At 67.2% G+C, this 23,910-nt stretch carries 22 protein-coding genes; 8 read left to right on the forward strand and 14 right to left on the reverse strand.

Annotated elements, in window-relative coordinates:
* The first annotated feature begins 58 nt into the window (after positions 1 to 58).
* Positions 59 to 1,129, forward strand: a complete 1,071-nt coding sequence (locus R1Z03_RS20760; RefSeq protein ID WP_284429107.1) for a bile acid:sodium symporter family protein — start codon at positions 59 to 61, stop codon at positions 1,127 to 1,129.
* Positions 1,130 to 1,166: 37 nt separating this feature from the next.
* On the opposite strand, the gene R1Z03_RS20765 is transcribed toward R1Z03_RS20760, so the two are convergent.
* Entirely contained in the window at positions 1,167 to 1,322 is a 156-nt protein-coding gene (locus tag R1Z03_RS20765; protein ID WP_284429106.1) for a hypothetical protein, read from the reverse strand.
* 81 nt (positions 1,323 to 1,403) lie between these two features.
* On the reverse strand, positions 1,404 to 1,763 hold the full coding sequence (locus R1Z03_RS20770) for an HPF/RaiA family ribosome-associated protein (RefSeq protein ID WP_317354656.1): 360 nt from the start codon (positions 1,761 to 1,763) through the stop codon (positions 1,404 to 1,406).
* An 889-nt stretch (positions 1,764 to 2,652) separates the two neighbouring features.
* Here R1Z03_RS20770 and R1Z03_RS20775 point away from each other — a divergent pair.
* Positions 2,653 to 3,150, forward strand: coding sequence for a hypothetical protein (locus R1Z03_RS20775; RefSeq protein ID WP_317354658.1), 498 nt, complete (start codon positions 2,653 to 2,655; stop codon positions 3,148 to 3,150).
* 45 nt (positions 3,151 to 3,195) lie between these two features.
* On the opposite strand, the gene arsC is transcribed toward R1Z03_RS20775, so the two are convergent.
* Positions 3,196 to 3,588, reverse strand: coding sequence for an arsenate reductase (glutaredoxin) (gene arsC, locus R1Z03_RS20780; protein WP_317354661.1), 393 nt, complete (start codon positions 3,586 to 3,588; stop codon positions 3,196 to 3,198).
* 80 nt (positions 3,589 to 3,668) lie between these two features.
* Entirely contained in the window at positions 3,669 to 5,339 is a 1,671-nt protein-coding gene (locus tag R1Z03_RS20785; RefSeq protein WP_317354664.1) for a Na/Pi cotransporter family protein, read from the reverse strand.
* Between the two features lie 266 nt (positions 5,340 to 5,605).
* Between R1Z03_RS20785 and R1Z03_RS20790 the strand changes: the two genes are divergently transcribed.
* Entirely contained in the window at positions 5,606 to 7,003 is a 1,398-nt protein-coding gene (locus tag R1Z03_RS20790) for a hypothetical protein (RefSeq protein ID WP_317354667.1), read from the forward strand.
* Between the two features lie 56 nt (positions 7,004 to 7,059).
* Here R1Z03_RS20790 and R1Z03_RS20795 read toward each other — a convergent pair whose 3' ends face one another.
* The 6 genes from R1Z03_RS20795 to R1Z03_RS20825 all read right to left on the reverse strand — a co-directional run bounded on the left by R1Z03_RS20795 (position 7,060) and on the right by R1Z03_RS20825 (position 12,669).
* A complete protein-coding gene (locus R1Z03_RS20795) occupies positions 7,060 to 7,911 on the reverse strand; it encodes a phosphodiesterase (protein ID WP_317354672.1) in 852 nt (283 codons plus the stop codon).
* A complete protein-coding gene (locus tag R1Z03_RS24975; RefSeq protein WP_372588182.1) occupies positions 7,908 to 8,972 on the reverse strand; it encodes an ABC transporter ATP-binding protein in 1,065 nt (354 codons plus the stop codon). Before R1Z03_RS24975 ends, R1Z03_RS20795 begins: the two co-directional genes overlap by 4 nt.
* Positions 8,962 to 9,759, reverse strand: a complete 798-nt coding sequence (locus R1Z03_RS20810) for an ABC transporter permease (RefSeq protein WP_284429102.1) — start codon at positions 9,757 to 9,759, stop codon at positions 8,962 to 8,964. Before R1Z03_RS20810 ends, R1Z03_RS24975 begins: the two co-directional genes overlap by 11 nt.
* A 13-nt stretch (positions 9,760 to 9,772) precedes the next feature.
* Positions 9,773 to 10,591: an ABC transporter permease subunit gene (locus tag R1Z03_RS20815; RefSeq protein WP_317354678.1), complete on the reverse strand. Its 819-nt coding sequence runs from the start codon at positions 10,589 to 10,591 to the stop codon at positions 9,773 to 9,775.
* A gap of 4 nt (positions 10,592 to 10,595) precedes the next feature.
* Positions 10,596 to 11,609 (reverse strand): ABC transporter substrate-binding protein, encoded by a 1,014-nt coding sequence (locus R1Z03_RS20820; protein ID WP_317354681.1) that lies wholly within the window; start codon positions 11,607 to 11,609, stop codon positions 10,596 to 10,598.
* 67 nt (positions 11,610 to 11,676) lie between these two features.
* A complete protein-coding gene (locus R1Z03_RS20825; protein WP_317354684.1) occupies positions 11,677 to 12,669 on the reverse strand; it encodes a LacI family DNA-binding transcriptional regulator in 993 nt (330 codons plus the stop codon).
* A gap of 444 nt (positions 12,670 to 13,113) precedes the next feature.
* On the opposite strand from R1Z03_RS20825, the gene R1Z03_RS20830 reads away from it, so the two are divergent.
* Positions 13,114 to 14,028 carry a hypothetical protein gene (locus R1Z03_RS20830; protein ID WP_317354687.1) on the forward strand — a complete coding sequence of 305 codons (915 nt, stop codon included), beginning with the start codon at positions 13,114 to 13,116 and terminating at the stop codon, positions 14,026 to 14,028.
* A gap of 49 nt (positions 14,029 to 14,077) precedes the next feature.
* On the opposite strand, the gene lspA is transcribed toward R1Z03_RS20830, so the two are convergent.
* The 3 genes from lspA to R1Z03_RS20845 form a co-directional block, all read right to left on the reverse strand.
* Entirely contained in the window at positions 14,078 to 14,587 is a 510-nt protein-coding gene (gene lspA, locus R1Z03_RS20835) for a signal peptidase II (RefSeq protein ID WP_317354690.1), read from the reverse strand.
* Complete coding sequence (ileS, locus tag R1Z03_RS20840) at positions 14,587 to 17,445, reverse strand: isoleucine--tRNA ligase (RefSeq protein ID WP_317354693.1); 2,859 nt, start codon at positions 17,443 to 17,445, stop codon at positions 14,587 to 14,589. Before ileS ends, lspA begins: the two co-directional genes overlap by 1 nt.
* A 109-nt stretch (positions 17,446 to 17,554) precedes the next feature.
* Complete coding sequence (locus R1Z03_RS20845; RefSeq protein WP_272564649.1) at positions 17,555 to 18,595, reverse strand: bifunctional riboflavin kinase/FAD synthetase; 1,041 nt, start codon at positions 18,593 to 18,595, stop codon at positions 17,555 to 17,557.
* 166 nt (positions 18,596 to 18,761) lie between these two features.
* Between R1Z03_RS20845 and R1Z03_RS20850 the strand changes: the two genes are divergently transcribed.
* From R1Z03_RS20850 to R1Z03_RS20865, 4 genes are all read left to right on the forward strand, one after another.
* On the forward strand, positions 18,762 to 19,319 hold the full coding sequence (locus tag R1Z03_RS20850; protein ID WP_284429095.1) for an HNH endonuclease: 558 nt from the start codon (positions 18,762 to 18,764) through the stop codon (positions 19,317 to 19,319).
* 114 nt (positions 19,320 to 19,433) lie between these two features.
* Entirely contained in the window at positions 19,434 to 20,417 is a 984-nt protein-coding gene (locus R1Z03_RS20855; RefSeq protein ID WP_272564647.1) for a TRAP transporter substrate-binding protein, read from the forward strand.
* A gap of 119 nt (positions 20,418 to 20,536) precedes the next feature.
* Positions 20,537 to 21,052, forward strand: a complete 516-nt coding sequence (locus R1Z03_RS20860) for a TRAP transporter small permease (protein ID WP_317354700.1) — start codon at positions 20,537 to 20,539, stop codon at positions 21,050 to 21,052.
* 20 nt (positions 21,053 to 21,072) lie between these two features.
* Positions 21,073 to 22,356: a TRAP transporter large permease gene (locus R1Z03_RS20865; RefSeq protein ID WP_272564644.1), complete on the forward strand. Its 1,284-nt coding sequence runs from the start codon at positions 21,073 to 21,075 to the stop codon at positions 22,354 to 22,356.
* Between the two features lie 77 nt (positions 22,357 to 22,433).
* Here R1Z03_RS20865 and R1Z03_RS20870 read toward each other — a convergent pair whose 3' ends face one another.
* Positions 22,434 to 23,747 carry a tetratricopeptide repeat protein gene (locus R1Z03_RS20870; protein ID WP_272548716.1) on the reverse strand — a complete coding sequence of 438 codons (1,314 nt, stop codon included), beginning with the start codon at positions 23,745 to 23,747 and terminating at the stop codon, positions 22,434 to 22,436.
* Positions 23,748 to 23,910: the final 163 nt, after the last annotated feature.

Consider the following 23,910-nt stretch of genomic DNA (forward strand, 5'->3'; position numbering starts at 1 on the left):
CTTTGGATCGCGCGCCGGGCCTAATGGCGGCCATCCGATTGCAAAGGTTCCGCGCTCCATGGCCCGCTCCCGTTTCCTTCCCGACAATTTCACCCTCGCGCTGCTCGCCACCGTGGCGCTGGCCAGCCTGCTGCCCGCCTCGGGGCGGGTGGCCCAGGGCTTCGAGCAGGCCACGCTGGCCGCGGTTGCGCTGCTGTTCTTCCTGCACGGCGCCAAGCTGTCGCGGGAGGCCATCGTGGCCGGCCTGTCGCACTGGCGCCTGCACCTGGTGGTGGTGGCCTCGACCTTTGTGCTCTTTCCGCTGATCGGCTGGGCGTTGCGGCCGGTGCTGCAGCCGCTGGTCACGCCCGAGCTGTACCTGGGCGTGCTCTTCCTGTGCGTGCTGCCGGCGACCGTGCAGTCGGCCATCGCCTTCACCGCCATGGCACGCGGCAACATGCCTGCCGCCGTGTGCGCTGCCTCGGGCTCGACGCTGCTGGGCATCGTGATCACGCCGCTGCTGGTGGGCTGGCTGCTGCCGGGCGTTCCCATGGCGCATGGCGCCGCCGGCGCAGCGGGTGGGGGCACGCACGATCTGCTGGCCAGCATCGGGCGCATCACGCTGCAATTGTTCGTTCCCTTCCTGTCGGGCCATCTGCTGCGACCGTGGATCAGCGGCTTCGTGCAGCGCCGTGCCGCGGTGCTCAAGTTCGTGGACCAGGGCTCGATCCTGCTGGTGGTCTACACGGCTTTCAGTGCGGCGGTGATCGAGGGGCTGTGGCGGCAGATTCCGCTGCCGGCGCTGGCCGGGCTGCTGGTCGTGTGCGCGGTGATTCTGGCCATCGCGCTGACGGCCACGACGTGGATCAGCCGGCGGTTCGGGTTTTCGAAAGAGGACGAGATCACCGTGGTGTTCTGCGGCTCCAAGAAAAGCCTAGCGAGCGGCGTGCCCATGGCCAAGGTGCTGTTTGCCTCGCACGCGGTGGGGGCCATCGTGCTGCCGCTGATGGTGTTCCACCAGCTGCAGCTCATGGTGTGCGCGGTGCTCGCACAGCGTTATGCCCGCCGGCCCGAGGGGCTCGCCCCCGCGGATCGCATCGCCGCCAATGCAGCGACGGCCCGCGCGGCCGAAACCTCGCAGGTCCGGTAGAAGGCCGGGGTCAAGCGCCCCAGAGGGCACCCTGGCCTCAGTCCTGTTCTTCGCCGGGCGGCACCTTCAGGCGGTCGTTGCGGACCTCTTTCATCATGGCCTCGCCCTCGGGGTCTGTGTCGTCCACCGGCACGCTGTCTTCCTGGGTGATTTCCGGCTCGTCGTTACCGGGGGGATGCTTGGGGGTGTTCATCGTGTCTCCTGGGGCGGGGATGCCGGCGGGGCAGTGCCTGACGGGTCTGCCCGGCCTTCGGCGGATGCCGATTTGGATTCATCAAGGCTGCAGCATCTCCGGCTGCGTGCGGATCGAGGTGCGGTCGCGCTGGTCCTTGAGCTTGCCGAGTGCGCTGTCCAGCGCGCGCTGCAACTTGGCTTCGGCGCCTCGGAAGGCTTCATCCACGGTGGGCGCGTTGTGGCTTGCGACAACGGGCGCATGCTGGGGCACCAAAGCCTCGATCACGCAGCGCTTGTCGTCCGCACCACCCCGGTCATGGTTGACGTCCGACAGGTGCACTTCGACGCGCCGCACGCCCTCGGTGAACCGTGACAGATTCTTTCGGATCTCGGCGTCGGCCCAGCGTTCCAGGCTCTCGCGGTTGTCCATGCCATTGCCCGTGTTGATGTGAATTTCCATGAGATCTCCTGATGCAGATAAGAGAGCCCAGAGTGCCTTGGGCGGTCCCGCCGCCCTGTAGGCCGAGGGAGCATGGGGCCGTGCGCAGGGTCCTTTGTCACGTTGCGTGACACCTGGGCTGAAGCCCCCCTCACATCGCTCAGCCGTGGCGCTGCGCCCCGTGGAAATCCAAAAAAAAGCCATGCGGGTGCCTTGGCATGGGGCGGATTCGCCTGTTAAATCTCGTAAGAGGGGTGAGAGGTGCTGCAGGCGTCGAGCCATGCACCCGAAGCGGAAGACGCAGGCCGTTTTCCGGACAACGGCCCCGAATCTTTGCCGGGACCCGAGCGTCGTTGCACGCCCTGTTTCCCAGTTCGGAAAGAGGCATCCGGCAAAGAAGTCGTTTCTCAAAAAAATCAGAACGGGTTGCGCCATGCACACGATTTCCTCTGGCCCGCGGCATGGCCGCCATGTCCTCGCGGCGTTGATCGCCTGTACGGCATCTCTACATGTCGCCGCAGCGCATGCCGCCGATGTCAGCATCACGCTGCCCCCTGGCGGCGGCTTCAGCGTGCGCAGCAGTGGCGGCGCCGATGAGCGCCTGCGGGTGCAGTCCGATGGCGCGGTCCTGTTGCCTGCACTGCCTGCCTCGCCGCAACAGGGCCAGCTGGCATGTTTCGATGGCGCTTCGGGCCGCCTGGGGAGTTGTTCCCCGGCCGCTGCTTCGGCCTTGGCGGGGCCCACCGGCGCGACCGGTCCGGCCGGGCCCGGTGGGGCGACAGGTGCTACGGGGGCCACGGGCGCGCAGGGGGCAACCGGCGCAACCGGGTCATCGGGTGCGACCGGAGCGACGGGGCCCATCGGATTGGCTGGCGCCACCGGTCCGGCAGGTCCGCAAGGAATTCAGGGCGTGATAGGGGCCACGGGCCCGACCGGCGCGGCGGGCGCCACCGGCACGGCGGGTGCGACCGGGGCCACCGGCCCTGCGGGCACTGGCGGGGCGGTGAGCGCGGTGTCGATGGCCGCGCACAACACGGCCGGCTCCACCATCGCCGTCCTGCTGGGGGGCACCAATGTGCCGATGCCGCAGGCGCAGAACCTCGGCGGTGGCTTTGTCGCCAATGGTTCCAGCGACGTCTTCACGGTGCCCACCACGGGCCGCTACCGCGTGAAATACGCCATGCGCACCACCGCCGCCACCCTGGCGAGCGCCCGGGTGCTCATCAATGGCGCTTCTTACCCGGCCTTGACCGAGGTGCCCAGCATGTCGACGAACCGGTATCTCGGCGAGACCATCGTGACGCTGATCGCGGGCTCCACCTTGCAGGCCCAGTTCTATGGGATGTTGGGCTCGGTGACCTTGGACGGCGGGGCGGGCGCGACCCTGATCGTCGAGCAGATGGACTGACCCCATCCGATGGGCGCACGGGCGGGCACCGGGCCCACCGCTTCGCTAGCGGGCGGGCAGAATATCCGCCACCCGTTCGGCGGGCCGGCACAGGCGCACCCCCCGCGGCGATACCACGATGGGTCGGTTGATGAGTGCGGGGTGGGCTGCCATGGCATCGAGCAGCCGGGTGTCGTCCAAGGCCGGATCGGCGAGGCCCAGTTCGGCGTGCAGCGGGTGCTTCTCGCGCAGCATGTCGCGCGCCGGCACGCCTGCCCGCGTGACCAGCCATGCCAGCATGGCACGCGAAGGCGGGGTCTTCAGGTACTCGACCACATGCGGCTCGATGCCGCTCGCACGGATCATCGCCAGCACGTTGCGCGAGGTGCCGCATTCCGGGTTGTGATAGATGACGACGTCGGGTTCGAGGGCACGGTCGGGCAGGGCAGGGGAGGTCACAGGCGGGGCTTTCGGCAAGGGGTCTGGCGGCAGCAGTGGCGCGGCACTCGGAAGGGGCACGTGCGTGGGTGGCGAGCCCGTCATTTTCCGATCGTGGCGTCCTGCGCCGCGCTGGTGGCCGAGCGCAGGCGGTTGGGCGCCAGGGCACCGGCCGAGTCCAGGATGGGATAGGCGATCGAGCAGATGTGCGAGTTGATGCGCTTGAGTTCGCTGATCAGGTCGATGTGCAGCGAGCTGGTTTCCATGCTCTGCACCGTCTTGTCCGCCAGGCGCACCAGATGGGTGGCGGCGTAGGCGCGCTCCAGGTCGCGAAAGCGCGCTTTTTCTTCGAGCAGCTTTTGCGCGTCGCGCACCGTGCCGTTGAGGAACACGCTCATTCCCAGGCGCAGGTTGTTGATCAGGCGCTCGTGCAGTTCCGTGATCTCGGCCATGCCGGCGTCGGAGAACTGGCGGCCCTTCTTGATCTTCTTGTCTTCGATGTCCAGCAACACGCGTTCGATGATGTCGCCGATCTGCTCCATGTTGATGGTGAAGCTGATGATGTCGGTCCAGCGCCGGCTCTCGTCCTCGCCCAGCGCCTCGCGGGAAATCTTGGTCAAGTAGTACTTGATGGACGAATACAGCTCGTCCACCTCGTCATCCATTTTGCGCAAGCGTTCGGCCAGTTGCACATCATTTTTCTTGATCACATCGAGCACGCCCAGCAGCATGGTCTCCACCACGTCGGCCTGGTGCAGCGCCTCGCGGGCGGCGCAGGAAATGGCGAGCGAGGGGGTGGACAGGGCTGACGGGTCCAGGTGGTGGGGCCGCAGGCTCTGCGCGCCCACGGGCTTGGGCAGCAGACGTGTCACCCAGGTGGCCACCCATTGCGTGAACGCGATGAACCCCAGGCTGATGACCACGTTGAAGCCCAGATGGAACAGCACCACGCCCTGCGCGGTACCTGGCATGTGGGGCTGCACATAGCGCAGCCACAGCCCGGCGAACGGGGCCACCAGCGCCACGCCCATCAGCTTGAAGACGAGGTTGCCCACGGTCACCTGCCGTACCTCCACGGCCGATTTGGCGGTGGTCAGCACGGCCAGCAGGCCGCTGCCCAGGTTGGCCCCCAGCACCAGGCCCAGGGCCACGTCCAGCGGCACCACGTGCGAGGCCGCCATGGCCGAGATGAGCAGCACGATGGCCAGGCTGGAGTACGCGATCACGGCCAGCACCGCGCCCATGACGATCTCCATCACGATGTCGCTGTTGAGCGAGGCGAGCATGGCCTTGATGATGGGAGAGGCCAGCATGGGGCCGCTGGCCTGCACGACCATTTCGAGCGCCAGCAGCATCAGCCCCAGCCCGATGAGCACGCGCCCCACGCGCCCGGCCGAGCTGGACTGGCGGGTGATGAACAACACCACGCCCACGAAGATGAAGAGGGGGGACAGCCACGACAGGTCGGTGGAGAACAGCACCGACATTAGGGCGGTTCCCACGTCGGCCCCGCGCATCACCGCCAGCGCGGCGGGCAGGGTGATGAGCCCCTGGCCCACGAACGACGAGGTCATGAGCGAGGTGGCCGTGCTGGACTGCACCAGGGCCGTCACGCCGATGCCCGACAGTGCTGCCGTGAAGCGGTTGCCCATGCTGCGGGCGAGCATGGTGCGCAGGTTGGCGCCGAACACACGCAGCACGCCCGTGCGCACCAGGTGGGTGCCCCAGACCAGCAGTGCCACGGCGGCCAGCAGATTCAACAGGTGCTTCATGAAAGGGATCGGATGCTTCACCCGGGGGCGGGGCACAGGGCTCCTGGCCTGCCTGCCGTTCCGGGAGTGACAGCATACTCCTGAATCCATAGCAGCCCGCCAGCAACCACGGGCCTGGGCGGGTCGGATCGGTGTGCCGGGTGGCCTGGATGGCACGGGATGGCCCGGGTTTCGCGCGCCGGGCAAGGGCTTCGGGCGCTGCGGCGCGGTGGGTCAGGCCCGTTCCTACCCTCGGCCCTTCCACTAAAGCATTCAAGGGAGAAGCCATGGTCCACCTCAAAGAAATCACGTCTCCGCCGCGCGTTGCCCGCTCCGTTGAGGAGCGCATCCAGGAGGTCGCACCGCAACGCAGGTCCAATTCCATGTCCGCAGCGACACTGGGCTTGCACGGCAGAGCGCTGGCCCTGCAAACCAAACCCGAGGATTCGGGGCCGCCGCCCACCCGCCGTCCCCCTCCGCCGAAACTTTCCCGACCAGCCGGGGTGCGTCACCGCGAACCGGCCGTATCCGGCACCGCTGCGTCAGCCTCGGCGACCCGTGCGGCGGCGCTTGCCGAGGCGCGTGCCGGCAAGGCCAAGGCTGTCGCCGTCGCCTCTACAGGCCGCTCGGGCCCTCCGCCCGTGGAAAATACCGACGCATGGCGCGACCTCGCAGCCGCAGGGATTCTGAGGATGCAGGGGTATGTCGGCCAACCAGAAAAGTCAGTGGCCGAAAACCCGGCGGCAATGCAGATCCGGATCAAGCGTCTGCAAAGCATGGCGAGCCTCAAAGCCGATTCGCTGCGCTTTCAATCGGAAATGCGCAAGCAGATGAACGGCTTGGACGGGAGCGCGACGCCGGAGAGCTACAAAAAATGGGTGCAGGCTGCATCGGTGAACCTGGAAGCGGTGTTCCAGACAGCGGAGGCTGCGGCGCGCGAGATGCATGCGCGGCTGGAGGTAGAACCTGAATCGGACGCTGACTCCGATACGGACGTCTTCATGGACGCGCGGTCGGATTGGGACGCGGATCTGGAAACGCACACGGAAGCAGAAACAGATGCTGCAACGGAAGCGAATGAAAGTGTGCAGATCGACGTGGAGGCGAACGTGGCGTCCACCCAGTCGGAATCTCCGAAATCGGCTGCCAGCCCCCGTGACGGTGCATTGATCGCATCGACCCTGCCGGTGTTCAGCGCTTCTTCGACCGAGGGCTCCGCACCGGCTTCCCCCACACATGTTGCCAGCACGGCGGCTGCCGAATCAGCCGCCGCGCTGGCACAGAGAGCGGCAGACGAAAAGCGCCACGAAATGGCGCAGGCCCTGTTGTCGCTCCGCACCATGAACATGAGATATCACGTCAGTGGCGTGCTGGAACTGCTCGGAAACGTCCAGGCGATGGGTAGAAAGATCCAAAACCTGGAGCAGGTGCTGGCGACTAAAGATGAACTGCTTCAAGGCCATGGCGATCTGGTGGAACAACTGGCCGACGAAACGCTGAGCGCCCGGCTGGATCCTCGGCAGCTCAAGCAGTGGCGCGATGCGGCGGCCATGAACCCTGGAGCGAAATTCAATGAACTGGCGGCATCGATCAGCGACATCAAAGCCCGCATGCGCAACGGCGTGGAGCATCTGACCAGGATCGAGGGCTACTTCATGGAAGAGATTTTTCCGAGGAGCCGATGAGCGAAGCCGTGCCGAGCGGCGCCATCGCGGCGAATGGGTTTCGGTGGACGAGATCCTCAATCGATGAGTTGCCCCGCCTCATGGAACGGATACGGCCCGGGATATGTCCCGCTGGCCGCGATGTGGCTGACCAGCCGCCCGTCCTGCGGCAGCGCATGCACCGCAAAGCCCGGCGGCTCCAGCGTCCAGGCCGAGGCGGCTTCGGGCGCCAGGTCCAGGCACACCTGGTGCGCGGGCGATGGCACGGTCGCTGCCAGCGTGCCGCCGAAGCGCACCTGGATGGCGCGGTGCAGGTGGCCGCAGACCACCCGCTCCACGTTGGCGTGCCGCGCCACGATGGCCTCCAGCGCTTCGGCGCCTTCCAGCAGGCCGATGGCGTCCATGTGGCCGATGAGCGTGCGAAACGGCGGGTGGTGCATGGCGATCACCACGGGCCTGCCGCGGTGCGCTTCCAGTTGGCGCTCCAGCCAGGCGAGCCGTGCCTCGCACAGGCCGCCTTCGCTGGCGCCGGGCACCACGGTATCGAGCGCGATGAGCTGCAGACCGCCCACCGGCACGCTGTATTGCACGAAGCCTTCTTCGCCCAGGTAGGCGTGCTCGGGAAAGCTGGCGCGCAGTTGCTCGCGGTCGTCGTGGTTGCCGGGCAGCAGGTAGAGCGGCATGGCCCCGAGCGGCGCCAGCAGGTCGCGCAGGTGGCCGTATTCCGCAGGCCGGCCGAAGTCGGTCAGGTCGCCGGTGACCACGACGGCATCCGGGCGCTGCGGCATGCGCAGCACCGTGTCCACAGCCTGGCGCAGGTAGGGAGCGGTGTCCAGCCGGCCATAGGCCAGCCGGCCAGGCTCGCGGATGTGCAGGTCGGAGAGCTGCAGGAGCAGGGTGGTGGTGTTCATGCGGGTCATGCGGGTCATGCGCTGAGGCTTTCGGTGACGGACAGCAGGCGGTGCGTGGCGATCCGAAAGCCTACCCGCTCGCCCTCGCGCGCGGGATGGTCGCGGTGCACATCGGCCAGGAGGGGCGCATGCCCCGAAACGGCCAGCGTGAGCTGCACGCGGTCGCCCAGGAAACTGCGGCGCGTCACGGCGGCGGTGCCCCAGTCGGGCAGGGTCGGGCCCACCTCGACGTCCTCGGGGCGCACGAGCAGCGCATCGGCCGGAGCCGAAGGGGCGTCGCAGGCCTGCAGCGCCGTGAGGTGCGGCAGTCCCCGCGCTGCGCTGGGGTCCACGGCCGGCACGATGCGGTTCACCCGGCCCAGGAACGTGGCGACGAACGGGTGGCTGGGCGTGCGGTACAGCGCCTCGCCGTCGCCCACCTGCACGATGCGGCCGGCATGCATCACGGCCAGGCGGTCGGCAATGGCCAGGGCTTCCTGCTGGTCGTGGGTGACGTGGATCGCCGTGATGTGCAGGCGGCGCAGCAGGTCGGCCAGTTCGTCGCGCAGCGATTCCTTGAGCTTGGCATCCAGCGCGGTGAGCGGCTCGTCCAGCAGCAGCACGCGCGGGCGCGCGGCCACGGCGCGGGCCAGGGCCACCCGTTGGCGCTGGCCGCCGGAGAGTTCGGCCGGGCGTTTTTTCTCCAGGCCGCCCAGGCGCACCAGATCGACGAGTTCGCCCACGGTGCGGCGGCGCTCGCTTTCGGCCACCCCGCGGATCTTGAGGCCATAGCCGATGTTGGCCTGCACCGTCATTTGCGGAAAGAGCGCGTAGTGCTGGAACACCATGCCCACGCCGCGCTGCTCGATCGGCATGCGGGTCACGTCGGTGCTCCCGAAAGCGATGCGGCTGCCCGCATCGGGGGCCTCCAGCCCGGCGATCAGGCGCAGCAGCGTGGTCTTGCCGCAGCCCGACGGTCCGAGCAGGGCCATCACCTCACCGGGCTCCACGGTCAGGTCGGTGGGCTGCAGGCCGCGGGTGCCGTCGGCATAGGTTTTGGCGCACTGGACCACGTCCACGCGCGTGCGTTCAAGTTCCATGGTGTTTCTCGATGAAGGTGCCGATGGCCTGCAGGCCCCACAGCACGGGAAGGATGACGATCAGAAAGACCAGCGTGTAGGCCGAGCCGATTTCGATGCGCATCGAGGCATAGCTGTCGGCCAGCCCCACGGGCAGCGTGCGGGTGAGCGGGGTGTGCAGCATCCAGGTGAGATTGAATTCGCCCACCGAGAGCGTGAACACCATCAGGCTGCCCGCCACGATGGCCGGCAGCACGGCCGGCACCAGCACGCCCAGAAAGCGCTGCGCGAAGCTGGCGCCCAGCGAGCGCGCGGCCTCTTCGAGCGAGCGCAGTTCGTTCTTCTGGAATGCCGATCCCACGGTGCGCACCATGAAGGGCAGCGTGAACACCATGTGCCCCACCAGGATGAAGGCGAAGCTCTGGCGAAAGCCCGAAAGCTGCCCGTAGGCGAGGATGAGTGCCAGCGCGCTGGCCAGGCCCGGCACGGCGACGGGCAGGGTGAGCAGTTCTTCGAACAGCCGGGCCCAGCGGGAGCGGCTGCGCGCCAGGGCATAGGCGCAGGGCACGCCCAGCAACAGATTGCCCAGCACGCACAGCAGCGCGAGCACCAGGGACCAGCCCACCGTGCCGCCGTAGTTCTCCCACACCTCGCCCAGCCAGCGCAGCGTGAGCCCGCTTTTCAGGCCCACGCTGTAGTTGTGGACCAGACCGGCCACCACCGAGAGGGCGATGGGCGCGATCATGAACAGCGCGACCAGGGCGGTCAGCGCCATCAGCAGTGCCGGGGCCTGTCTTGCGTTTCGCATGGTTTCGGCTCCTTCAGAAAGCGGTGGTGCCGGACACGCGGCGCGACACCCACAGCACCATCCAGGTGATCAGCCCGAGCGTAATCGACAGGCTGGCCGCCAGCGCGAAGTTGGCATAGTTGGTGAACTCGTTGTAGATGGTGATGGGCAGCACCTCGAACTTGGCCGACAGCGTGAATGCCGTGCCGAACGCGCCCATGGCCGTGGCGAAGACGATCGCGCCGCAGGCCAGCGTCGTGGCCGCCAGTTCGGGCACCCACACATCGCGCGCCACGCGCCAGCGCGAGGCACCCAGGGAGCGGGCCGCTTCTTCCAACTGCGCATCCATGCTGCCGGCCGCCGCCGTGTAGGTGGCGATGGCCCGTGGCAGCGAGAAATACAGATACGCCAGGAACAGGCCGGTGAGCCCATAGGCGAACGTGGTGCGGCCGGCGCCCAGCGCCTCCGACAGGTCGGCCACCAGCCCCTGCCGCCCGCCCAGCAGGATCATGAAAAAGCCCACGATCACGCCGGGGAACGACAAAGGCAGCGTCAGCAGCGACAGCAGCAGCGCACGGCCATGAAACCGCTGGCGCGCGAGCGTGATGCCCACCAGCGCACCCAGCACCAGCGTGGCCAGCGTGACGGCGAGCGACAGTCCCAGCGTCTGCAGCAGGCTCTGCAGGTAGCGCGCATGGGTCAGCACCGCGAAGTAGGTGTCCCAGCCCTTGCCCGCCGGCAAGGCCAGCAGCAGGGCGACGGGCAGCAGCCAGAACGCCGCGAAGAACGCCACGGCAGGCGCGGCGCACGCCAGCAGCACCGGGCGCGAGGGAGCGGAACCACCGTGGCGCATGGCGTTACTGCACTTCCTTCAGATAGCGGTCGGAGAACGCCTTTTGCGCAGCCGCCATGCGGCCGTAGTCCACGGTCTTGGCGCGCGCGTAGTCGCTGGCCGGCAGGAAGCGGGCCTGCACTTCCTTGGGCATGGCATTGGCGCGCACCGGGCGCAGGTAGGCGTTGGCCCACAGCGCCTGGCCTTCGTCGGACAGCACGAAGTCCAGCACCTTCCTGGCGTCTGCCGCATGCGGGGCATTGGCCACCAGGCTCATCACGTAAGGCACGACCACGGTGCCTTCCGCAGGGATGACGAACTGCACGTTGGCCTGGTCCTTGTACTTGGCGCGGTAGGCGTTGAAGTCGTAGTCCAGCAAGATGGCGATCTCACCCGACAGTACGCGGGCGTAGGCCGTCTGCTTGGGCACGATGGGCTCGTTCTTCTGCAGTGCCTTGAAGTAGTCGATGCCGGGGGCGAAGTTGTCCATGGAGCCGCCGCGCGCCTGGTTGACCGCCACCGCACCCACATAGCCCACGAAGGCCGAGGCCGGATCGAGGTAGCCGATCAGGCCCTTGTAGTCGGGCTTGAGCAGGTCGGCCCACGATTGCGGCACCGGCTTGCCCTTGAGCGCATCGACGTTCACCATGAAGCCGAGCGTGCCCGAGTGGATGGTGAACCAATGGCCCGCCGGGTCCTTGAGGCCTTCCGGAATGTCCTTCCAGCCGGCGGGCTGGTAGGTGCCTACGACGCCGTCTTTCTGCGCCTGGATGGCGAACGTCACGCCGAGGTAGGTCACGTCGGCCACGGGGCTTGCGCGCTCGGCCACCATCTGGGCAAGGGCCTGGCCGGAGTTCTTGTTGTCCGGCGGAACGGTCACGCCCGTGCGGGCCTTGATGGCCTTGAGCTGGCTGCCCCAGTCGGCCCATTCGGGCGGGCAGTTGTAGCAAATGGCGGTTTGCGCCATCGCGGCGGCGCCGGAGGCCAGGCCGAAGGCCAGCACGGTGGTGCGGATCAGGGTTTGCAAGGTGTGTTTCATCGAGGGCTCCAGAAAAGCAGAACGAAGGAAGGGATGGGTTGGGGGAGTGGGTTGCAGGATCTGTCGGTCAGGCGCCTGCGCAGGATTCGCCGGCACGGAAGCGATGGGGCAGCGTCAGGCTGGCCTGTGGCGCCAGTGGCGCATCGGCGGCCATGGCCTGGATCAGCAGCTCCACGCTGCAGCGGCCGATGTCCGCATTGGGCTGGGCCACGGTGCTCAGCACGGGGGTCAGGTCCTGCCCCAGCGCGATGCCGTCGAAGCCCACCACGCTGAGATCGCGCGGCACGGCGAGGCCCGCCTGGTGGGCGGCCCGCAGGCAGCGGATCGCAATCAGGTCGTTGGAGCAGACCAGGGCGGTCGGGCGCTCGGCCCCGCGCAGCCACTGCGCCACGTCCTCCACCGCGGTTTCCACGAACGGCACTTCGACCACCGGCGCCTGCGTCAGCCCGGCAGCGGCCATGCCGCGTCGAAAGCCGCGGCAGCGCTGCTGTGCGCGGTCCGATGCGGCCAACTGGCCGCTCACCATGGCGATGCGCCGGTGCCCCAGGGCCACCAGCCGTGCTACCAGGTCGGCCACGGCGCCTTCGCTGTCCACCGAGACGCAGGGGTGGCCGGGGTGCCGGTTGTAGGCCAGCACGTAGGGCAGGGCGGATGCCGCCAGGCGTGCGAGCGCCGTGGAGGACTCGGGCTGAGAGACCACGAGGATCATGCCGTCCACGTCGCCCGCCAGCAGCAGATTCACGGCGCGCTCTTCCTGGGCGATCACGTAGTCGGTGGTGAATGGCAGGATGGCATAGCCCGCCAGCGCCGCGGCGCGCGCGATGCCTTCGAGGCATTCCGTGAACACGGGATTGAGCAGCGTGGGCAACACCACCCCGATGACGCGGCTGCGCTGCGTGCGCAGGGTGCGGGCACTGGCGTTGGGCGCGTAGCCCAGGCGCTCGGCCACGCCGAGCACGAGGTCGCGCGTGGTGGGGGTGACCTTGTCCGGCAGATTGAACGCGCGGGACACGGTGGCGACCGAAACCCCGGCTTCGCGGGCGACGTCCTGGATGGTCATGGGAATGGGATGGGGCTGCAAAAGGCCATGTAATCGATTTCATGGCATTGGAATGGGGCGGCGTGACGGCGTGATGACAGCTTGGGCTTACCCATGGGATTGCGCTTCGTCTGCACACGAAATTGTTCGCACGGCGCATTCGCGAAGGGTTCCTGGCGGTGCATCCTCTGGTCGGCATAGACTTGTTTTCCTCGCGATCGCACTGGAGCTGCCATGGTTACGCCTCTTACCTCTCGCGAGGCCCGGCCTGCGCAGCGGGCCGTGGTGCCTGGCGCCGATGCGTTGACGGTGCCTCATCCCATCTCCGCGTCGGCTTGCCGAACGTCTTGTGCCGGACTACCGGCGCGTGCGCCATCGCCCGGGGGGCTTCCTCCGCGCCAGTACTTCCCTTTTTCAGGCGCGGCAATGCACCAGCAGAACGACGCTCGGCTACGTCCCTACGTCATGGCCCGCGCCATCGATGGCCGGGTGGTGGACAGCGCAGACCTTGCCCGGCTGAGGCTGGCCAATCGAACGGTCGATGCAGTTCGCGAAATGCTGCCTTTAGGTCGGGGCAATGTGGCCAGCGATATCGAGCGCACGCGGGGAGAAAGCTCACGCAGAAGCGTTGCTTGCAATGCCATGACGTACCAGTTGATCCAGATGGCAGGGTGGCCACCGGTGCCGACACGGGCTACAGCTGCACTGTTCGCGCAGACGGGAACTTGCGACGAGCATGCTGCGCTCGGCGTCATGTTGCATGCACCCTTTTTGCGGCAGGGCGAGGTGCTGTATCAAGTGATCTCTTCGCAGATCGGCCATGTGTGGGCCGAGTGGAGGCAAGAGGCGAATCCTCACAGTGCCTTTGCTTTGGTCTTGGACCCGTGGATGGATGGCCCTGCCGTGTTCGCGTCCGATGGCCAACTGTCGGACGTGCCCGAGAGCACCCAGTCTTATTTCAACTTTTCTCAGACCTCCAGCCTGGCCGCAAAAACCCGGACAGATTGGCTGATTGCGAGTAACGGGCTGGGGTTGGCTGCCATGTTCTTTCAGGCGCGCGCAACGGTTGCGCCGGATTACCGCTGGCCGCCCCACCACACCTATCGTGGCATGCCGGTGATCAGCCGGGCTTTCGAGTTACGCGTCCAGACCAAACTCAATCGTGCGGTCGACACCGCCAAGGCCACCCAGTTCGGTGTTTCCAGCGATGCGCTAGCGGCACCACCCAGTCTGCAAAAAGCCCGGCGCAGACTGCTCAATGAAACTCTCGCAGTTGGCGTGGCCCGCGAGATGAAGCCCGGCCTCAACATTCGGGATGCGCAAAAGGAAGTGCCTGGCCTTCTGTATGGCGCGAAGTACCAACTTCGCAAAAGCCGCTGAAATTCCCGGGTGCGAGCCCTCCGCAGTCGGGCCCACCCGAGACCACGGCTCAGGACGAGCGCTTCACCCGCAGCAACTCATCCAGGATCAGGCAGGCCGCTCCCACCGTGATGGCCGAGTCCGCCAGGTTGAAGGCCGGAAAGTGCCAGCCCCGCGCGTGGAAGTCCAGGAAGTCCACCACGTAGCCGTGCATCATGCGGTCCACCACGTTGCCCACGGCGCCGCCCAGGATGCTGGACAGCGCGAAGCAAAACAGCTTCTGCCCGGGATGGGCGCGAAGCTGCCACACGATGAACAGCGTGGCCGCCACGCCGATGCCCGTGAACACCCAGCGCTGCCAGCCGCCCGCATCCGCCAGGAAGGAGAACGCCGCGCCCGTGTTGTGCGCACGCACGATGTTGAAGAAGCCGGTGATGTAGGTGGCATCGCCCAGCCGGTAGTAGCCCAGGATCAACGTCTTGGTGAACTGGTCTGCGATCAGGATCAGCAGTGCCCAGACGAGCCAGGGCCACATCTTGCCGCCCGTGGAAGATGAAGACGAATAGCTGCTGCGGGCCATCACGCGTGCTCCCGCGCTTCGCCGGCGCCATACAGGTTGCTGGTGCAGCGGCCGCACAGCGTCGGGTGGGCCGGGTCCTGGCCCACATCGCTGCGGTAGTGCCAGCAGCGCTCGCACTTGGTGTCGGTACTGGCCTGCACGCTGATCCGCAGCGCATCGCCCGCCACCAGTTCGATCGCGGACGTGATGAAGACGAACTTCAGGTCGTCCCCCAGGCTGGAGAGCAGCGCGTGGTCTTCGGAGGCGGCGGTCAGGGTGACCGTCGCCTGCAGCGACGAGCCCACCTGGCCGGCCGCGCGCAGCGCCTCGATTTCCTTGTTCACCGCATCGCGGATGGCGCGCAGGCGGACCCACTTGGCCAGCAGCCCTTCGTCGGCGCCCGCGATGGCGCCATAGGTTTCCAGGAAGATCGATTCGGACGTGCCGAACACCTTCCACGCCTCTTCCGCCGTGAACGAAAGGAAGGGCGCCATCCAGCGCAGCATGGCGTGCGTGATCTGGTAGAGCGCGGTCTGGGCGCTGCGGCGTGCCAGGCTCTTGGGCGCCGTGGTGTACAGGCGGTCCTTGAGCACGTCGAGGTAGAAGCCGCCCAGGTCTTCCGAGCAGTACAGCTGCAGCTTGGCCACCACGGGATGGAACTCGTAAACCTGGTAGTGGGCCAGCACTTCGGCCTGGAATTCGGCGGCCCGCGTGAGCGCATAGCGGTCGATCTCCAGCATCTGGTCGAACGGCACGGCGTCGGCCTTCGGATCGAAGTCGCTCACGTTGGCCAGCAGGAAGCGCAGCGTGTTGCGGATGCGGCGGTAGGCGTCCACCACGCGCGCCAGGATCTTGTCGTCGCCCGCGATGTCGCCCGAGTAGTCGCTGGCGGCCACCCACAGGCGGATGATCTCGGCGCCGAGCTTCTTGTTGATCTCCTGCGGATCGATGCCGTTGCCCAGCGACTTGCTCATCTTGCGGCCCTGGCTGTCCACGGTGAAGCCGTGGGTCAGCAGGCCCTTGTAGGGCGCGCGGCCCTCCAGCGCGCTCGCCAGCAGCAGCGAGCTGTGGAACCAGCCGCGGTGCTGGTCGTGGCCTTCGAGGTACAGGTCGGCCTCGGGGCCGGTGTCGTGGTGCACGTTCGGGTGCGTGCCGCGCAGCACGTGGAAGAAGGTGGAACCGGAGTCGAACCACACCTCCAGGATGTCGGTGCTCTTGGTGTAGCAGGCGGCGTCCTCGGCGCCCAGGATGTCTTCGGGCGTCACGCGGCTCCAGGCCTCGATGCCGCCCTTCTCGACGATATCGGCCGCCTGGTCCATGATCTCCATGGTGCGCGGATGCAGCTCGCCCGAGTCCTTGTGCAGGAAGAACGGGATCGGCACGCCCCAGCTGCGCTGGCGCGAGATGCACCAGTCGGGCCGGTTGGCGATCATGTCGTGCAGGCGGGCCTTGCCGTTCTCGGGATAGAAACTGGTGTGCTCGATGGCTTCCAGCGCCGTCTGGCGCAGGGTCTTGGGCGCCTTGTCCTTCGTGAACACGCCTTCGCCTTCGTCCATGCGGATGAACCATTGCGCGGCGGCTCGGTAGATCACCGGGGTCTTGTGGCGCCAGCAGTGCGGGTAGCTGTGGGTGATGTCCTTGGTGGCCATCAGGCGGCCAGCGTTGCGCAGCGCCTCGATGACGACCGGCACGGCCTTCCAGATGTGCTGGCCGCCGAACAGGGGGAAGTCGGCCGCGTAGGTGCCGTTGCCCTGCACGGGGTTCAGGATGTCGTCCAGCGCCAGGCCGTGCGCGCGGCAGGAGTTGAAATCCTCCAGGCCGTAGGCGGGAGAGGAGTGCACGATGCCGGTGCCGTCGTCGGCCGTGGCGTAGTCGGCCAGGTACACGGGCGACAGGCGCCGGTAGCCGGCATCGACGTCGTAGAGCGGGTGTTCGAACTCCAGCCCGCCGAGCTTTTCGCCCAGCGCCGTGGCGAGCACCTGGCCGGTGAGGCCGTAGCGGGCCATGCAGTCTTCCACCAGCGATTCGGCCAGCACCAGCAGGCCACGCTCGGTGTCCACCAGCGCATACGTGATTTCGGGGTTCAGGTTCAGCGCCTGGTTGGCGGGGATGGTCCAGGCGGTGGTGGTCCAGATCACCACGAAGGCATCTTTCTGCAAAGCGCTCAATCCGAAGGCGGCGGCCAGCTTCGCGGGCTCGTGCGCCTTGAAGGCCACGTCCAGCGTGGTGCTCTTCTTGTCTTGGTACTCGATCTCGAACTCGGCCAGGGATGAGCCGCAGTCGAAGCACCAGTACACGGGCTTCAGGCCCCGGTACACGAAGCCGCGCTCCATCACGCGCTTGAACGCCCGGATTTCGCCTGCTTCGTTGGCGAAGTTCATCGTCTTGTAGGGGTTGTCCCATTCACCCAGTACGCCCAGGCGCTGGAAGTCGCCCATCTGCTGGGCGATCTGCTCGGTGGCATAGGCGCGGCTCTTGGCCTGCATGTCGTCGCGGCTCAGGTTGCGGCCGTGCTTTTTCTCGATGGCGTTCTCGATCGGAAGGCCGTGGCAATCCCAGCCAGGCACGTACAGCGCGTCGAAGCCTTCGAGCTGGCGCGCCTTGGTGATCATGTCCTTCAGGATCTTGTTCACCGCATGGCCCATGTGGATCTGGCCGTTGGCGTAGGGCGGGCCGTCGTGCAGGATGAACTTCGGTGCGCCGCAGCGGGCGTCGCGCAGCTTCTTGTAGATGCCTTTTTCGTCCCATTCCTTCACCCAGCCCGGCTCGCGCTTGGGCAGGTCGCCGCGCATCGGGAAGGCGGTGTCGGGCAGGTTGAGCGTGGCGCGGTAGTCCGTGCCGGTGGAAGGGGTGGGGGTGGCGTTCGTGTTCTCGGACATGGCAAGACCTAAGGAGCGGGCCGTTCCGGGCCATGGCCTGGAACGCAGGAAGAGAAAGAAGATGAGGGGGCGGACGGGGCCGCAGGGCTGCGCTGCGGCACGGGGACCGTCAAATTCGGTCGCGCGTGGTCTGGCGACGGGTCTCGGCGTGCGTGGAAGCGGAGAAATACGCCCGCGCGTCATCGCAGTCCCTGGCGATGCCGCGGGTGAGGGCGTCGAAGCTGTCGTATTTCAGCTCGTCGTGCAGTTTGTGCAGGAGTTCCACGCGGACGATTTTACCGTACGCCCCTTCGGCCCCCAGATCGCGGGGCCAGTCCAGGCAGTGCGTCTCCAGCAGCACGCGGCCGCCGTTCACGTCCCGGGGATCGAGCGACGGGCGCACGCCCAGGTTGGCCACGCCCGGCAGGGGCTCGGCGGCCAGGCCGTGCACCCGCACCACGAAGATGCCGCCCGCAGCGGGCTTCCAATGGGCAAAGCGCAAGTTGAGCGTGCGAAAGCCGTCGCCGGCGCCCTCGCGGCTGGCGCCCAGCTCACGGCCGAGCTTGCGCCCGTGCACCACGTGGCCCGAGATGGCATAGGGCCGGCCCAGTAGCCGCGCGGCGTCTTCCATGCGGCCGGCGGCCAGGGCCTCGCGCACGGCCGAGCTCGATACCCGCAGGCCATGCACCTCGTAGCTGTTCATGCGGGCCACCTCGAAGCCCTGGCTGCGTCCGGCGCCGTCCAGCATGGCGTAGTCGCCCGCGCGCTGCGCGCCGAAGCGGAAATCGTCGCCCACCAGCACGTAGCGCGCGCCCAGGCCGCGCACCAGCACGTCCTCGATGAACGCCTGCGGCGGCTGGCTGGCCAGCCGTTCGTTGAAGGGTAGCACCACGGTCTGCTGCACGCCGCAGCGGCGCAGTTCGTCCAGCTTGTCGCGCAGGGTGCCGATGCGGGCGGGGGCCAGTTCGGGGCGTTGGCGGGCGCCGGCGAAATAGTCGCGCGGGTGGGGCTCGAACGTCAGCACGCAGCTGGGCACGCCGCGGTGGGCCGCCTCGTTGTTCAGCAGCGCCAGCATGGCCTGGTGCCCACGGTGCACGCCGTCGAAATTGCCGATGGTGAGGGCGCAGGCCGATGCAATGTCGGGGTGATGGAAGCCTCGAAAGATCTTCATCGGAGTGCTTTACTTTTGATAGCGCCGTGCGCAGGTGTATCAAGCGCTGGACGCCAATTTGTCATGAACGGAGTATATTGTGAGCCACAGGCCGGCCTTGGCACGCCGCCCGTGAGACATCAGCGTTCCGAATCCTTGTGTGCATCGTTGTTCCAGGAGGCGAGTTGTGAAGGTCTTGAAGTTGTCGGCCCAGGGGCTGCCCCAATCGTGGATTTCGCTGGAACAGGCGGTCATTCACTATGCCGCGGGCGAGGTGCGCTGGGAATCCGGCGCGCAGATCGCCCGGTTCCGCGGCGGCCACAACGCCGTGACGGGCGAGCAGTCGGTCATCGGCGTCAACAGCATCATCGGCACCAAGGGCGTGCCGGCCATCAACCCGTTCAACCTCAAGCCCAGCCTGACCAACGGCAAGCTCTTCGCCCGCGACCGCAACGTCTGCGCGTATTGCGGCGGGCATTTCCACGAAGAAGACCTCACGCGCGAGCACATCGTGCCCTATGCGCGCCAGGGCGTGGACCACTGGATGAACGTGGTCACGGCCTGCCGCCCCTGCAACCACCGCAAGGGCCCGCGCACGCCCGAGCAGGCGCACATGCCGCTGCTCTACGCGCCCTACGTGCCCAGCCTTTGGGAGGACTTCATCCTGCGCAACCGCCGCATCCTGGCGGACCAGATGGAGTTTTTGATGGCGCATGTGCCCAAATCGTCCCGCCTGCTGGACTGATCGAAAAAAAGCGCCTGCGCAGGTACTTTCCCCGAGGGCTGGGGGCCGGGGCTGCGGGAATAATCCTGCCTCCTTTGTCACAACGCCCCCTGGGGGCCAGATCGGACCGTTTCCATGCGCATTGCTTCCCGCCGCCTGTTGCTGGCCGCCGCCGTTGCCGGCTTGCCCATCCTTCCCGTGTTCGCCCAGCAGGCCAAGGAAATCAAGGTCGGCTATGCGCTGGCGATCAACTCGCATTACGGCGCGGCCGCCCAGGCCTGGGCCGACACGGTCGAGAAAGGCACCAACGGCGCCTTCAAGTTCAAGCAGTTCCCCTCCAGCGCCCTGGGTGGCGAGCGCGAGCTGATCGAAGGCCTGCAGCTGGGCACCGTGGAGGCGGTGATCGTCTCCACCGGCGCCCTGAGCAACTTCGTGCCCGACGTGGGCGTGGTGGACATTCCCTTCCTGTTCCGCGATACGGCCCATGCCCGCGCGGTGCTGGACGGCCCGTTCGGCCAGGACCTGCTGGGCAAGTTCAAGGGCCGGGGCCTGATCGCCCTGGCCTGGGGCGAGCAGGGCTTTCGCCACCTGACCAACAACAAGCATCCGGTGAGCACGCCGGCAGACCTCAAGGGCCTCAAGATCCGCGTGACCGAGAACCCCGTGCACATCACGGCCTTCCGCACGCTGGGCGCCTCGCCCACGCCCATGTCCTGGCCCGAGGTGATCGGTGCGCTGCAGCAGGGCACGATCGATGGGCAGGAGAACCCGATGTCGGTGATCGTTTCCGCCAAGCTGCCGCAGGTGCAGAAATACCTCTCGCTGACCGGCCACGTCTATGCGCCCATGGCGCTGATCGTGTCGCCCAACCTCTGGTCGAGCCTCAGCGATGCGCAGAAGGCCAGCTTCACCCAGGGTGCCAAGGCGGGTGCGGCGGCCTCGCGCAAGTTCGTGGACGACGTGGAGCAAAAGGGCCTGGCAGACGTCAAGGCGGCCGGCATGCAGGTCGTGGAGTCGGTCGACAAGTCGGCCTTCCAGAAGGCCCTGGAGCCCGCCTACAAGCAATACGCCACCAAGTTCGGCCAGAAGACGCTGGACCAGATCACCGGCACGAAGTGATGGTGGCCGGCGCGGCCGGAGCCTGTCCGGCGTGCGCTTTTCCTCTGCCCGGCCTGGCCGGGCTTTTTCCGTTTTGATCGATCGACCGACAGATTGGCGCCGGCAGGTGCCCCCCTCCCATGCTGAACCGAATCGAGCGCGCGCTGGTGGCCTGTAACCGCTGGCTGCTCATCATCCTGCTGCTGGCCATGGCCTGCATCGTCTTCGCCAACGTGGTGCTGCGCTACACCACGGGCGATTCCATCGTCTGGGCGGAGGAGGTGGCCCGGCACCTGATGATCTGGGGCACGTTCCTCGGGGCCGGACTGGTGCTGCGTTTCGGCGGGCACGTGGCCATCGACAACCTGCACCACACGCTGGGGCAGACTGGCGCGCGCTGGCTGCGCGGGCTGATCGTGGCGGGGCTGGGCGTGTTCTTCCTGGTGATGGCGTGGTTCTCGGTGCAGTACGTGTGGGCCACGCGGTTCCAGACCACGCCGGCCACCGACATCGCGTTCGCCTGGATCTATTCGGCGATGCCGGTGGGCTTCCTGCTGCTGTTCGTGCACCTGCTGTTCATGGCGCGGGGCTATGTGATTCATGGCAGCTATGTCGAGTCCGACGAAATGGACGCCGAGTCCGCCGCGTCGCTGTGATGTTCCGAAGGACCTGACCCATGGCCATCACCCTCTTCGTTTCCGCCATCGTCCTGATGGCACTGGGCTTTCCCGTCGCATTCGCGCTGGCCATGTCGGCCGCGATCGCGGTGTTCGTGGGCGGGCGCTATCCGCAGCTGATCGTGTTCAAGGAGATGTTCACCGGCATCGACAGCTTCCCGCTGATGGCGGTGCCGTTCTTCATCCTCGCGGCCGAGATCATGTCCGGCGGCGCGCTCACCGTGGTGCTGCTGCGCTTCGCGGCGCAGTTCGTGGGCCACCTGCGCGGCGGGCTGGGGCATGCCAACATCCTGTCACTCACGCTGTTCTCGGGCATCTCAGGCTCGGCCCTGGCCGATGCGGCGGGGCCCGGCTCCATGATGGTGAAGATGATGGACAAGGCCGGGTATTCGCGTGCCTACGCGGCGGCACTCACCGCCAGCACGGCCATCGTGGGCCCCATCATTCCGCCCTCGATCATCATGATCATCTATGCGCTGCAGGACGAGCAGGTGTCGGTGGGGGCGCTCTTCATCGCCGGCTTCGCGCCCGGGCTGCTGATCGCCGCGGCCATGGCGCTCGTCAACTGGCGCGTGTGCGTGCGCCGAGATTACCGATCGCGCGAGCCGCGGCCGAGCCGCGCGGAAATGCTGTCCAACAGCATTCGCGCCATCCCGGCGTTGATGCTGGTCGTGCTGATCCTGGTGGGCATCCGCTTCGGGATCTTCACGCCCACCGAGGCGTCGGTGGTGGCGGTGTTCTATGCGCTCATCTGCGGCAAATGGATCTACCGCACGCTGGAGTGGAAGGCGCTGCCTCACATCGCCGCGCGCTCGGCCTTGCTGACCGCATCGGTGCTGCTGGTGGTGGCGGCGTCGGCCGCGTTCGCCTGGGTGCTGACGATCGAAGGCATTCCCCAGCAACTGGCGGAGACCATCGTGGGGTGGAACCTGTCGCCCGTCACCTTCCTGATCGCGGTGAACATCCTGCTGCTGCTGTTCGGCATCTTCATGGAGCCACTGCCGGGCGTGATGATCCTCGTGCCGATCCTGGCGCCCATCTCGGCGGCGCTGGGCATCGATCCGATCCACTTCGCGATGGTGGTGATCGTCAACCTCACCCTGGGCATGATCACACCGCCCGTGGGCGGGCTGCTGTTCGTGACGTCGGTGGCCACCAAGGTGCCGCTGGCGGCCCTCACGCGGGAGCTGCCGCCCTTCCTGCTGGCGCACCTGGCGGTGCTGATCCTGCTGACTTTCGTGCCGGCCATCTCGACCTGGCTGCCGCACGCGCTGGGGTTCTGACCCCGCGCACGAGGGCATGAAAAAAGCGCGGCAACGGCCGCGCTTTTTCTTTGGGGGCGCCGTGGGCGCTCCCGCCGTCAGACCGCCTTGCGCGCCGTGACGATGAAGCCCTGCACGGGCGCGTTGTTCTCGTAGCGCAGCACGGTGTCTTCCACTTCCACGGTTTCGAAGCCCGCCGCCTTGCACAGAGCCACCACGTGGCTGCGCTTGTGGGCGTAGCGGCCGCTGGGCTGCAGCACCATGTCCGGGCCCGCTTCGTCCGAGGTCTCGCAAGAGAAGATCAGCTCGCCCTGGGGCACCAGGATGCGCAGGGCGTTGGGAACGGTCTCGGTGAGGTCGCCGGTGTAGATGAACACGTCCAGCGCGGCCAGCACGTCGTAGATGGCGTCGGGCGTTTCCTGCAGGGCGTCGAGCAGGTTGACGTGGTGGAAGCGGTCGTACACGTTGTGGCGGCCGGCCTGCTCGATCATCTTCATCGAGATGTCCACGCCGATCAAAAAGCCGTCCAGCCGACCCAGGCACACGCCGAGCAGGCCCGTGCCGCAGCCCAGGTCCAGCAGGTTGAGCTTCTTGTCCGGAAAGCGTTCGAGGATCTTGTCCGCCACGCGCTTGGGCAGCTGGTAGCGCAGGCCGCGCACCATGTGCTGGTCGTACATCTCGGCCAGGCTGTCGAAGAGGCCGCGGTTCAGTTCCGGCGGCTGGTGCTTCGGCGTCACGCCATGGGCCAGCGCGGCGTAGTAGGCATAGACCGAGTCGCCAGGGGCCAGTTCCAGCAGCGTGGTGGTGTCGGCGACGGCACGGGCGGGCGTGCCCGCGGCGAGGTGTGCCTTCACGCGGCCGAGCAGCGATTCGGTGTCGGCCGGGTTCTCGGCGATCAGGCCGCTCCACAGCTCGACGGATTCGGCGTGCGCGCCCTGGCCGCTCAGGTCGCGTGCCAGCTGGCGGCGCAGTTGCGCATCGCCCGGCACGAGTTCCAGCCCGCGGCGCAGGTGGCGCACGGCCATGTCCAGGTGGCCCGCGCGGTGCGCGACGTCGATCACCCCGGCCAGTACCACGAGGTTGTTGGGTTCGATCCGGGCGACCTTCTCCGCAGTGCTCACTGCTTCGTCGAACTGGTTCTGGCGTGCCAGCAGCAGGGCCAGTTCCAGCAGGCCAGGGCCCCAGTCCGGCGAGATCGCCACGGCATGGCGCAGCGCCTCGAACGCCTTGGGCAGGTTGCCGGCCTTCTCCGCCATCAGGCCCGCCAGCATGAACACGCGCGGATCGTTGGGGGACTGCTGCTGGGCCTTGTTCAGCGTCAGCGCGGCTTTCTGGAGTTCGCCCTGGGCGATCTGCGTCCTGGCGGTTTCAAGGTGTTGGCGGTTGGGGTCTGCGAGGGGTGTTGCGCTCATGTCGGGAGGGGCAAATAGGGGGAGGCGCGCATGCTTGGCGCCTTCAGGATGGGTGGACGATTATCCCGGATTCGCTGCGGGCCCCGTTCGTGCATTGGCCGCGCTGCGACGAGGGCGTTGCACCATGCCTGCGCGGGGCGGGCACGGGCCTGAAAAAAGGCCG

The sequence above is a fragment of the Acidovorax sp. BLS4 genome (assembly GCF_032929295.1).
In the GTDB taxonomy this organism is placed as follows: domain Bacteria; phylum Pseudomonadota; class Gammaproteobacteria; order Burkholderiales; family Burkholderiaceae_C; genus Paracidovorax.